Annotated in this window: 11 protein-coding genes; 7 read left to right on the top strand and 4 right to left on the bottom strand. The window is 44.5% G+C overall.

Features of this window, described 5'->3' with window-relative positions:
- The first annotated feature begins 92 nt into the window (after positions 1–92).
- Positions 93–1,517, top strand: a complete 1,425-nt coding sequence (gene rsmF, locus CDZ87_RS04365) for a 16S rRNA (cytosine(1407)-C(5))-methyltransferase RsmF (RefSeq protein WP_100752342.1) — start codon at positions 93–95, stop codon at positions 1,515–1,517.
- A 181-nt stretch (positions 1,518–1,698) separates the two neighbouring features.
- On the opposite strand, the gene CDZ87_RS04370 is transcribed toward rsmF, so the two are convergent.
- Positions 1,699–2,532 carry a CvfB family protein gene (locus CDZ87_RS04370; protein WP_100752343.1) on the bottom strand — a complete coding sequence of 278 codons (834 nt, stop codon included), beginning with the start codon at positions 2,530–2,532 and terminating at the stop codon, positions 1,699–1,701.
- Positions 2,533–2,623: 91 nt separating this feature from the next.
- Between CDZ87_RS04370 and CDZ87_RS04375 the strand changes: the two genes are divergently transcribed.
- The gene (locus tag CDZ87_RS04375) at positions 2,624–4,015 is read left to right on the top strand and encodes a hypothetical protein (RefSeq protein WP_100752344.1); all 1,392 of its coding nucleotides are present in this window, start codon (positions 2,624–2,626) and stop codon (positions 4,013–4,015) included.
- On the opposite strand, the gene CDZ87_RS04380 is transcribed toward CDZ87_RS04375, so the two are convergent.
- Together CDZ87_RS04380 and CDZ87_RS04385 are read right to left on the bottom strand one after the other, a co-directional pair.
- Positions 3,978–4,457 carry a DUF4442 domain-containing protein gene (locus tag CDZ87_RS04380; RefSeq protein WP_100752345.1) on the bottom strand — a complete coding sequence of 160 codons (480 nt, stop codon included), beginning with the start codon at positions 4,455–4,457 and terminating at the stop codon, positions 3,978–3,980. The genes CDZ87_RS04375 and CDZ87_RS04380 overlap by 38 nt on opposite strands.
- Positions 4,458–4,566: 109 nt before the next feature.
- Positions 4,567–5,454 (bottom strand): putative PEP-binding protein, encoded by an 888-nt coding sequence (locus tag CDZ87_RS04385; RefSeq protein ID WP_100752346.1) that lies wholly within the window; start codon positions 5,452–5,454, stop codon positions 4,567–4,569.
- A gap of 213 nt (positions 5,455–5,667) precedes the next feature.
- On the opposite strand from CDZ87_RS04385, the gene CDZ87_RS04390 reads away from it, so the two are divergent.
- Together CDZ87_RS04390 and CDZ87_RS04395 are read left to right on the top strand one after the other, a co-directional pair.
- Positions 5,668–6,720 carry a 3-deoxy-7-phosphoheptulonate synthase gene (locus tag CDZ87_RS04390; RefSeq protein ID WP_100752347.1) on the top strand — a complete coding sequence of 351 codons (1,053 nt, stop codon included), beginning with the start codon at positions 5,668–5,670 and terminating at the stop codon, positions 6,718–6,720.
- Positions 6,721–6,735: 15 nt separating this feature from the next.
- A complete protein-coding gene (locus tag CDZ87_RS04395) occupies positions 6,736–7,221 on the top strand; it encodes a YajQ family cyclic di-GMP-binding protein (RefSeq protein WP_100752348.1) in 486 nt (161 codons plus the stop codon).
- A gap of 55 nt (positions 7,222–7,276) precedes the next feature.
- Here CDZ87_RS04395 and CDZ87_RS04400 read toward each other — a convergent pair whose 3' ends face one another.
- On the bottom strand, positions 7,277–8,212 hold the full coding sequence (locus tag CDZ87_RS04400; protein ID WP_100752349.1) for a precorrin-2 dehydrogenase/sirohydrochlorin ferrochelatase family protein: 936 nt from the start codon (positions 8,210–8,212) through the stop codon (positions 7,277–7,279).
- Positions 8,213–8,673: 461 nt separating this feature from the next.
- On the opposite strand from CDZ87_RS04400, the gene CDZ87_RS04405 reads away from it, so the two are divergent.
- The 3 genes from CDZ87_RS04405 to CDZ87_RS04415 all read left to right on the top strand — a co-directional run bounded on the left by CDZ87_RS04405 (position 8,674) and on the right by CDZ87_RS04415 (position 12,081).
- Complete coding sequence (locus tag CDZ87_RS04405) at positions 8,674–9,702, top strand: amino acid ABC transporter substrate-binding protein (protein WP_100752350.1); 1,029 nt, start codon at positions 8,674–8,676, stop codon at positions 9,700–9,702.
- A 77-nt stretch (positions 9,703–9,779) separates the two neighbouring features.
- A complete protein-coding gene (locus tag CDZ87_RS04410) occupies positions 9,780–10,982 on the top strand; it encodes an amino acid ABC transporter permease (protein ID WP_100752351.1) in 1,203 nt (400 codons plus the stop codon).
- Position 10,983: 1 nt separating this feature from the next.
- A complete protein-coding gene (locus tag CDZ87_RS04415) occupies positions 10,984–12,081 on the top strand; it encodes an amino acid ABC transporter permease (protein ID WP_100752352.1) in 1,098 nt (365 codons plus the stop codon).
- Positions 12,082–12,112 lie beyond the last annotated feature (31 nt).

Consider the following 12,112-nt stretch of genomic DNA (forward strand, 5'->3'; position numbering starts at 1 on the left):
CAAAAAAAGCTGCGTTTTTTGGTTTGACCATAGTATTTCTTGTTGAACCTTAGCTATAATCGCCCCCCTTTCACGCTAGCAGAGACATCACCGTGCATCATAACGTTTTTCTACCCGAAGCCTTTCTGAAAGAGATGGCAGAGATCCTCCCAAAGCATCTTAATATGGATGACTTTATCGCCGCCTGTCAGCGTCCTTTGCGTAAGAGTATTCGTGTTAATACTCTAAAAATATCGGTCGAAAGGTTTATGCAGCGTGCCCAAGATAAAGGCTGGAAACTAGAAGTCGTTCCTTGGTGTAAAGAAGGTTTCTGGATTGAGGCAGATGAATCACAAGTTCCGCTTGGTAATACCTCAGAGCATATGTCAGGGCTATTTTATATCCAGGAAGCCAGTTCGATGATGCCAGTGTCGGCTCTGTTTACCGATGAAGATCGAGTCGCTGCAAGCGTGCTTGATATGGCGGCTGCCCCTGGTTCAAAAACCACCCAGATTGCAGCAAAAATGGCCAATAACGGCGTATTAATTGCGAACGAATTTGCCGCCAGTCGCGTCAAAGTACTTCATGCTAATATTGAGCGCTGTGGCGTACGCAATACGGCGTTGAGTAATTTTGATGGGCGCGTTTTCGGCGGATGGCTACCAGAGCAGTTTGACGCCGTACTAATAGACGCCCCCTGCTCTGGCGAAGGTACAGTCCGTAAAGATGCCGATGCGATGAAAAACTGGGATAAAGCATCCGTTATTGACATCGCCGAAACGCAAAAAGACTTGATTGAAAGTGCATTCCACGCCTTAAAGCCCGGTGGCATTATGGTCTACTCAACCTGCACTCTAAGCATCGAAGAGAATCAACAAGTTTGCCATCATCTCAAACAGACATTTGCCGATCAGGTTGAGTTTGAAAGTTTAGCTGGCTTATTCCCAGCCGCAAAAGAAGCGCTTACTGAAGAAGGGTTTCTTCATATATTTCCTCAAGTGTATGACTGTGAAGGTTTCTTCGTTGCTCGCATTCGAAAAACGGCGTCGGTTGACGCGCCGAAAGTTAAAAAGCGACTGGGTAAATTTCCGTTCGAAAAAGCAAGTGCCAAAATTGAGCAAGAAATCACTGAACAACTAAAACACACTCTTGATATTGACCTACCCGAACAAGCCTGTGTTTGGCTACGCGACAAAGATGTGTGGTTATTTCCATCCGCTTTAGAGCCCATGCTTGGTGAGCTTCGTTTTTCACGGATGGGAATCAAAATCGCTGAAACACACAAAAAAGGTTACCGCTGGCAGCACCAAGTCGCAACAGCATTAGCGACCGGTAAAGAACAAATGTGCGTAGCACTTTGTGTCGAAGACGCACGTGAATGGTACATGGGACGAGATGTCCGACCTGAGGGAATGTCAGGACAAGGTGAAGTACTAGTCACGTACGATAACGATGTGATTGGATTGGGAAAATGGGTTGGTAATCGAATTAAAAATGGTTTACCGCGAGAGCTTGTGCGCGATAAAAACCTATTTTAATCGGTCATGCTAAGGCATAAATTACACATCGAAGCGCGCATAACCAGTAGAACGAACTATAATTAATCATGTAAACAGGCAAGAGTAATTAAATGATTTACGCAGGCTCTCACTGAGCCCTTCCCCTAGGCCCAAAGCAGGATCAGCAATGGGCCTTTTTTTTTCGAGCCATTCATTTTAATTAGCTTAAACGAATGCCCTCTTTTTCAATTACAATTTTACCTTGCTTGTACAAACCGCCAATAGTTTTCTTAAACGTGCCCTTACTGGTTCGAAAAGCGGCAAAAATATCTTCAGGGCTCGACTTGTCATTGAGTGGTAAGAACCCGCCTTTTTTCTTAAGTAAATCGAGAACTTTTTGGCTCAAATCATCCATCTTACTCACGCCAATCTTTTGCAAAGAGAGATCGATTTTGCCATCTTCACGCACGCTCTTGATGTAACCCTTGAGTTTTTTACCAACAAATAGCTTACCAAATACGTCCGAGGTAAATATCATTCCCCAATGTAGCCCTTCGACAATGGCTTTGTAGCCCAGATCACTGCGCTCTGCGATAATCAAGTCAACTTGTTGATTTTGTTTATAGTTAGCCGGCGTTTTATCAAGCAGCTTATTAAACTTGGTGGTACCTACAATGCGACCAGAGGCTTTGTCGGTGTAAACATAAACCAGTACGTTTTGACCTTCAGAAAAACGCACACGCTGCTCACTGAACGGGATCAAAAGATCTTTCTCTTTAATTCCCCAGTCAGCAAAAGCGCCCGTCGCGTTAACGCCTTGGATTTTCATTAATCCCCACTCGCCCACTTGTGCGATCGGGGTTTCAGTTGTAGCGACTAACTGACTGTCAGAATCAAAGTATAAAAAAGCATCGATATAACCGCCCACTTGAGTACCTTCAGGCACATGACGATTAGGCAGTAGTACGGTGCCATAGTCGCCCGCATCAAGAAATACGCCAAAATCGGCTTTTTTTACAACTTCTAAGTGGTTAATCTGACCAACTTTAATCATGTCAACTGTCTCTCATTAAATTTGCGGTGATTATAGCGAATCTCTGATATGCTTGCGCCAGATATTTGGTACTTTTTTCAGGAGCTCTTTTTTGTTAACTGTTGATAAGCAGGACGGCATTACTCTTAAAATTTCACATGCAATGAATGCCACCAAAAAGTCAGATCTCGATCTGTACTTTTTTATTCCTGGCGAGCTGGGTTTAACACCAGACGTGCTGAAAGAGGCTGAGTTTTACTACGAATCGATGACACAGAAACGTGCTTACTACAGTGACAAAACCCTACTTCCTCTGGTGCACAGTCGCCTAGCCAAACGTGGTCGTCTCTCTTCAACCCAATACCGAGTCAGCTTAAGCCTATTCGCATATCAATATGTTATTGCGTTAGACAAAGCCGTCAACGAATTAAACAAACACAACAAAGAGTCGGTCACCATCGATGAGGTCGACGAAGTTATCTACCTGTCACTGGATATTCTTAAAAAACTTCGCCGAAGTATACCATACGAAGAGAGCCTCAAGCGTTACTATGCCAATATCGACAACTATCTGTCTTGGTATACTGGTCAGCGCCTCATGTCGCTGGTGGCACATATGCCGCGCGACAGTGAGTATAAGAGTTTAAAAGAGAGCTTACTCGCGATTGTTGAAAAAGAAGCCGCTCACCGCAAGCTTAATAACTACAACTCAAAACATGTTCGCGATGACGTTACACGCCTAAGCAACAAAATGCGTCTGCTGCGCCGCTTAATCGAGCACCCTGTCGTTTTGCAAGAGAAAACACAATCACTTGGTAACAACATGAAACGTGCAGTGAAAGGCAGTGCGACAGGCTTCGTGATGGTTTTTGTTACCATTACGGCTATTTTGGCTCGTGACTACTGGGGCGAAATCACTGTCTCTTTTATTGTGTTAATGTCATTCGTTTATGCCTTGCGTGAAATATTTAAAGATGATTTGCGCGATGTCATGTGGCGTTGGATTCGTAAAGGTCGCCCCAAATGGCGCAAGATGTTCTTAGATCCCACCACCAAAAAGGCCGTAGGACAGAAGCTTGAATGGCTCGACTACAAAATGTTCGAGAAATTGCCTGATCGTATCAAGCAAATTCGTAAAAAGCGCGTCGTGCAGCGCGAAGAACAAGTATTACACTACAGCTCAAAAACTGAAATGTCGACCTCCAAGTTTATGAGTGGTTATGAAGAAACGCGAGAGTCCATGTTGGTCAGTCTGCGCGCGATTACCCGTTTAATGGATAAAAGCTCAAACAAGATCTATATCAATAATAATGGTCAAGTCAGCCGCGAATCAGTCGAAAAGCGCCACCTGGTGAACCTGATTGCTCGCGAGAACAATTATGATGGCCACCCCAAATATTATCGCTGGAAGATCGTGCTAAACCGGAGCAAAATCGTTGCCGTCGAAGAGATTGAGGTCGAAGAAGTTAATCACCCATTTTCTTCAGTGAAAGAGTCAACATAAATTCCGCCATCGGCTCATCGCCATGCAATGATGGGCAAATAGCGGTTATTTTGACCGCTTGATTGACACGTTCGCCAGTCTTAAAAGTTTCGGCAAGCATTTCATCAATCAACGGTCCATCTTCACAAATAAAATGCACATCCGCTTCTGGCCGTTTTAAAAATTGCCCGTCCACCGCTTTAAATGCCAAAGAGACTTTCTGACCGCACTGTTGCGCTTTATTCATTGCCATAAATCCGCCAGCAACATCCGCTCCAACCGCGAGTACACCAAAGTACATGCTATTGAGATGATTTTTAGTTCGGCGTTTGAGAGGAATTTTTACTTCAACTCGGTTTGAGTCTAGCTGTAACAATTTTGGCCTTGCTAACCAGATAAAAGGGACTTTGAAAAAACCAAACATGTTAAGGTAGAGATTTGCTTTAGTAAGTGGTGATAACATTGAACTTGTCCGACCAGTAAAATTCAATCTAGTTCATAACGAACAACGCCCAATGTCAACATATCATTAACATTGAGCGTATAAAGAGTGATATGATACCAAACAGGCATTACACTGTCACAACAACATCTACCTGATCGTGCTCAGCAAGATACTCTTGCAGTCTCGGATAAGCGACTAGACCACTGCTGGTCACAACCACTGGTTTATGCGTGTTTACTGCTGACGCCACCGCTCGTTCCATCAATTGCAACACTGCTTCGCTTTGTGGATCGAATAAGTAATCGAGAGGCTCGCTGAGTCTGTCGATCCCCAACGTAAATTGGGTTAAGTTTTCAAGATTGATGACCAAACCATCGAAATAATGCAGCAATCGTTCCGACAACAGAGCCGCTGAAGGAACATCAATACGATAAAAAACCTTAAGACCGTCAAGACCACGTGGCAAACCTTGTTCAGCAAGCAAATCAATGATCTTCGCCGCATCAGATAAGCTACGCACAAAAGGCACAACAATATCGATAATGTGACCCTGCTCTTGAAGCGCTTTAATCACTTGACACTCAAGAGCGAATTGCTGGCCTAACGCTTGGGTCGCATAACGAGAGACGCCACGAACACCTAATGCAGGATTGGCTTCTTGTGCTTCGCATTGCCCCCCTAGCAGTGAGCGAAAACTGTCACTATCAGCGCAACTTAAACTCACGCGGATCGCCTGATGACTTGGCTGAATCGCGTGTTTGATTTTGCCGCTTAAGGTTTGAACAAAATGAGACTCCGCCTCACGATCACCTAAAATTGCATTGATTGATGCTTGTTCCCTGTCATTAAGGGTAGAGTCATTTAAGTGATGTAGGGGGTGGTAAAAAATGTGCTCTAAGATCATCTCAGACAAAGAGACATATAGGTGACTATCACCACTTGGCTCTTCAGCGCTAGGAAGTGACTGCCCCAAAGTGAGTGCTGGATGCAAACTGCTTGAACTGTTTAAACTCATTACTGCTCCGTGCAAAGGTTTTATTGTCTTATACCCACTCAACATAACGCCCGACCTTAGGGAAAACAAGAGCCAAAAGCATTTTTAACTTACTAAAATGCATAAAATTTCACTTTTACACTTAAGCAAGCGTAAGAATCCAGATAAGTAGTTTATTCCTCGGTTGGTTTCCGTTATCTTTACCGCTTCGCAATAAAAAGAACAGGCTGTGGTATGCCACTGAAAACCGATGAATTAAGAACCCAACCTTTAGGGCCCATGCCAACTCCGGCAGAATTAGGTCAAGCTCATCCTATTACCGATGAAGTCGCTGAGCGTATCGCACTATCTCGTCGTCAAATTGAAAATATCCTAACCGGTGAAGATCAACGTCTTCTGGTGATTGTTGGGCCATGTTCAGTTCATGACACGGCCGCGGCCATCGACTATGCACAGCGTCTCGCCACTGTCCAAGAGCAGTATAAAGATCAACTGTTCATCGTCATGCGAACTTACTTTGAAAAGCCGCGCACGGTTGTAGGCTGGAAAGGATTAATTACGGATCCCAATCTTGACGGATCTTACGCCCTCGAAGCTGGATTGAATAAAGCACGTAAACTACTATTAGACATCAACAAGTTAGGTCTAGCAACGGCAACTGAGTTTTTAGATATGATCACAGGTCAGTACATCGCTGACTTGATTACTTGGGGGGCTATTGGGGCACGTACCACTGAGTCACAGATTCACCGTGAGATGGCTTCTGCTCTTTCGTGTCCTGTTGGCTTTAAAAACGGCACTAATGGCAATATCAAAATTGCAATTGATGCTATCCGCGCGTCTCAAGCTTCGCATTATTTCTATTCGCCAGATAAAAATGGCCGCATGACGGTCTATCGCACCAGCGGCAACCCGTATGGCCATGTAATATTACGTGGTGGCGAAAGCGGCCCTAATTTTGATGCTGCCTCTGTTGACGCTGCCTGCAAACAATTAGCTCAGTTTGGACTACCGCAACGTTTAGTCGTCGACTTCAGTCATGCTAACTGTCAGAAACAGCATCGTAAACAACTTGATGTGACAAAAGACATCTGCGAGCAAATTAAGTCAGGTAATAATCAAGTTGCTGGCATTATGGCCGAAAGCTTTATTCTTGAGGGCAACCAACCTATGGATGATCTCGGCAACCTCACTTATGGCCAATCTATCACCGACCCTTGCTTGGGTTGGGACGATACTGCCACTATGCTCGCAATGTTAGCGGATGCTGTTAAATCACGCGGTTAATATAAGGATACTAAGATGCCATCATTTGATATCGTTTCAGAAATCGATACTGTTGAACTGCGCAACGCTGTAGATAATGCCTCGCGAGAGCTTACTACACGTTTTGACTTTAGAGGCGTAGAAGCGTCATTCGAGATGCAGAAAGACGAATCGGTCAGAATGAACGCTGAGGGTGATTTTCAACTCAAACAGATGCGCGACATTTTACGCGCAAACTTAGCCAAACGTGGGGTTGATGCTAACGCGATGGAAGCCAAACAAGAAGAGGCGTCAGGGAAAAACTGGCACCAAATTGTGGCTTTCAAGCAAGGTATCGAAACCAGTATGTCGAAAAAGATCGTTAAGCTAATCAAAGACAAAAAGATGAAAGTTCAAGCCTCTATTCAAGGCGAGAAAGTGCGAGTCACTGGTAAAAAACGTGATGACTTGCAAGCTGTGATGTCCGTGATCCGCGAAGCTGAACTCGGTCAACCGTTCCAATTTGAAAACTTCCGCGATTAAGACTACTGATCGCTTAAATAAAAAAGGCTGATTCTTCAGCCTTTTTTATTACTGGTTAGGCACTGCCTAGTGTCAATACGCTATCACTCGCTTGAATAAAGGTCACTCGGCTTGCGGTCGGAGCAATAAATACCACCACTCTTAATTGCTCGGCTTTGGCGCTCTCAAGGGCCCCTGAGAGCTGGGCTTCACTAGTGTATTCGATACGTTCGGCATCACGACGCACTAAATCCACAAAACCAAACGGACATGAGTGGTCATAGAGCACAACTTCTGCTTGCTGCATTAACCTTAATGCCTTGAGAGTCAGTAATTCGACATCAACGCCGTACTCTATCCAAGTCACACTCCCCTTATCATCTACATCCATTGCTAGTACTTGTTGATAAGCCGTCTCAAGTTCGCTATTGGCCTGAGCTCTCTCGACGTCAACAAACGCAAAAAAACGCTCCCAGAACTTTCTACGCGCATCGACAGAGGGGAGTTTTTGTTTAATGTCATTGCGTTTGGATGCGGCAAAGTCCGCTTGAAGTCCAAGGTTCTGAGGCAAAATACTTTCTAACTTTTCACGCACATTACGAATAAGTACTGGCGCGGCACCACCGCTAGAAATCGCGAGTTGGATACGCCCACGATTTACAATAGAGGGGGTAATAAAGTCGCAGAACGGTTGGTCATCAACAACATTAACCAATATCCGCTTACGCTTGGCATCATGATGAACTTGATGATTTAAGCTCGGGTTATCCGTCGTCGCCCACACTTGCACATAATGAGGCTCGAGTAAGTCTGCCGAATAAAAGCCTTGTACCCACTGACAATGAGCATCGTTGATCAAAGCCATTAAGTATGGCTCAACCTGAGGCGAAATAATCGTGACCGCCGCACCAGCTCGAACTAAGCTGTCAACTTTTCGGCAAGCGACTTCTCCGCCACCCACAACTAGGACGGGTTTATTCTTCAGATCTAGAAACAGTGGAAAATACTGCATTTCATTCCTTGAATTAAAAATAACGACTTTGCGCACGATACTACCAAAAATGGGGCATGACTTTCATGTGATTTCGATCATAGCCATAATTAATCACCAAATTTCACATTATTTGCAGTCATATAAACCAGATCGTGACACCCATTCAACTTTCAAAATCTATAAGTATTGATAAATTTGTTACACCATCCTGTCGCACCAGAACTGTGAAGCGTTGCACTATTTACATTTAAGTAACATTTAGCCATTCTAGTGTCTGTCAGGAATTGTGAGTTCTCTCAAAAATCTTTTTAAATTATATATTTGAGAAATCACAAATCCTTTCCTACGCTTATAACTGGTTGATTTACTTAAGACTCGATAGCGAGCAATAGCAACCTAATAATGAATAAAACACAACAATTTTAATCGTTGAATCAGGGAAACCCTGAGCAAACATGGATCATACAGGAAGGATACAAATGGCACATAAACTAACACTTATTGCTTCGGTTGTAGCTGCATCTACTGCATTGATGTCTACAGGCGCTTCTGCAGCAGATAGCACGCTGGATAAAGTAACTAAACAAGGATTCATTACTTGTGGTGTAAGTACTGGCTTGCCAGGTTTTTCTAACCCTAACTCAAAAGGTGAATGGGAAGGTATCGACGTAGAGTACTGTCAAGCACTAGCTTCAGCGGTTCTAGGCGATAAAACAAAAGTGAAATATGTTCCACTAACGGCGAAAGAACGCTTCACAGCACTTCAATCTGGTGAGATTGATGTCCTTTCTCGTAACACAACATGGACGCTACACCGCGATACAGCACTCGGTCTCAACTTCGTAGGCGTTAACTACTACGATGGTCAAGGCTTTATGGTCAAAAAAGAGCTTGGTCTGAAAAGTGCTAAAGAGCTAGACGGTGCATCTGTGTGTGTTCAATCTGGTACCACAACTGAACTTAACCTTGCTGATTATTTCCGCAACAGCGGTATGTCATACAAGCCAGTGGTATTTGATACGGCAGCGCAAACATCTAAAGGCTTCGACGCGGGTCGTTGTGACGTGCTAACAACTGACCAATCAGGTCTGTACGCACTTCGCCTGAACCTAGAAAACCCATCATCTGCACAAGTATTACCAGAAATCATTTCCAAAGAACCTCTAGGCCCAGTTGTACGTCAAGGGGATGATCAGTGGTTCAATATTGCTAAGTGGACGCTTTCTGCAATGGTTAACGCCGAAGAGTACGGCATTACATCGCAAAACGCAGAGCAAATGCTTAAATCAACCGATCCAAACATCAAACGCATTCTTGGTGTTGACGGTCCCAAAGGTAAAGGTCTTGGCATTCGTGATGATTGGGGCTACCAAGTTATCAAGCAAGTTGGTAACTATGGCGAAAGCTTTGAGCGCACAGTCGGTGAAGGATCTCCACTACAGATCTCTCGTGGTGTAAACGCACTATGGAACGCTGGCGGCTTCATGTACGCTCCACCAATCCGTTAACGATAGGTTAGTTAAGTAACTACAAAAATGGGCGGTCTAGGCCGCCCTTTTTAAAATGGATTTGAGGTTATAGCTGTATGAAACCTACTAATGTTACGACGAAGCCGCAGAGCAGACCGGCTTCAAACGTTAACCTTTTTTACAATCCCACCTTTCGAGCGGTTGTCTTCCAAATAATTGCGATTGCAGCGCTTGTTTTTTTCTTTTACAACATTGTCAACAATGCTCTTACCAACTTAGAGTCTCGCGGTATTGCTACTGGTTTCGATTTCCTCAATCAAGAAGCAGGGTTTGGGATTGGCCTAACACTGATTGAATACGACGAAACTTTCTCTTATGGCCGTACCTTTATTATCGGTCTACTAAATACTGCACTCGTATCATTTTTTGGCATCATCCTAGCGACCGTTATCGGTTTTATTATTGGTATCGCGCGCTTGTCGTCTAACTGGTTGGTTAGTCGCTTTGCCGCCGTTTATATCGAAATATTCCGAAACGTCCCTTTGTTGCTGCAAATTTTCTTTTGGTACTTCGCCGTACTTCAAGCCCTGCCATCAACTCGTCAAAGTATGAGTTTAGGTGAGGCAATTTTCCTCAACGTTCGAGGCCTGTACTTTCCTGCCCCTATTTTTGAACAGGGTTCATCGTTTGTAGTTGGTGCATTTGTACTGGGCGTGATAGCGACAGTTTTTATTGGTATCTGGGCGAAAAACAGACAAAAACTAACTGGTCAAATCACGCCTATGGGGCGTATTGCACTTGGTTTGTGTTTTGCTTTGCCCGTTGTCGTCTATTTTATCATGGGTGCGCCTATTACCGCCGAATACCCCGAACTGAAGGGTTTCAACTTCCAAGGTGGTATTAGTATTATTCCTGAGCTTGCAGCCCTATTGCTTGCATTGAGTATCTATACCGCATCATTTATCGCAGAGATCGTACGTTCAGGCATTAATGCTGTAAGCCACGGTCAAACTGAAGCAGCAATGTCACTAGGTTTACCACGCTCACGTACGTTGAAGCTGGTCGTGATCCCGCAAGCACTGCGTATTATCATCCCTCCTCTTACGAGCCAATACTTAAACCTAACTAAAAACTCATCGCTCGCGATGGCGATTGGTTACCCAGACTTGGTTTCTGTATTTGCAGGGACAACGCTAAACCAAACTGGCCAGGCAATCGAGATCATTGCAATGACGATGGGCGTATACCTAACACTCAGCCTACTCACATCCGCGCTGATGAACCTGTACAACCGTAAAGTGGCCTTGGTGGAGAGATAATATGAGTGTACATCAATTTCAACCCGATCTTCCGCCACCTGGCAACACGGTAGGTGCTGTCGGTTGGCTGCGTAAAAACCTATTTAATGGCCCGATTAACTCAGTTATTACCATTATTCTTGCCTACTTATCGTTTACTTTACTTTGGAATGTGTTTGACTGGGCATTATTGAAAGCGGATTGGGTCGGCACCACTCGCGATGCTTGCAGTCGCGAAGGCGCATGTTGGGTGTTTATTAGTGTGCGTTGGGAGCAGTTTATGTATGGCTTCTACCCACAAGAAGAACTGTGGCGCCCTCGCCTGTTCTATGCCACCTTAGCGATCTTCACCGTATTATTAGCCTATGAAAAAACGCCTAAACGTACGTGGATTTGGTTATTTTTCGTTAACATCTACCCGTTTATCATTGCTGCACTTTTATATGGTGGTGTATTTGGTCTAGAAGTAGTCGAAACCCACAAATGGGGCGGCTTACTTGTTACGTTAATCATTGCGTTAGTCGGGATAGTGGTTTCATTGCCTATCGGTGTCGCATTGGCGTTAGGACGCCGCTCAGAAATGCCAATCATCCGCAGCATGTGTACCATCTACATTGAGGTTTGGCGTGGGGTACCATTGATTACCGTGCTATTCATGGCCTCGGTCATGTTGCCTCTTTTCCTTGCTGAAGGTTCAGAGACAGACAAACTCATCCGCGCGTTAATTGGTGTGGTGTTGTTTAGCTCAGCGTATATGGCTGAAGTGGTTCGTGGTGGTTTACAGGCGATTCCAAAAGGCCAATACGAAGCCGCAGATGCCCTTGGTCTGAGCTATTGGAAGAAAATGGGATTGATTATTCTGCCGCAAGCATTGAAGATCACTATTCCATCAATCGTCAACACCTTCATTGGCTTGTTCAAAGATACCAGCCTAGTGCTTATCATCGGCATGTTCGATGTACTGGGTATCGGTCAGGCTGCCAATACCGATCCAGAGTGGTTAGGTTTTGCCACAGAAAGTTATGTATTTGTCGCGTTAGTGTTCTGGGTATTTTGTTTCGGCATGTCGAGGTATTCGATTTGGCTAGAAAACAAACTCCATACCGGTCACAAACGATAATTCGTACCAATGCCGTCGGTCATCGACTTGA

It is taken from the genome of Vibrio salilacus (assembly GCF_002811245.1).
Lineage (GTDB): Bacteria > Pseudomonadota > Gammaproteobacteria > Enterobacterales > Vibrionaceae > Vibrio > Vibrio salilacus.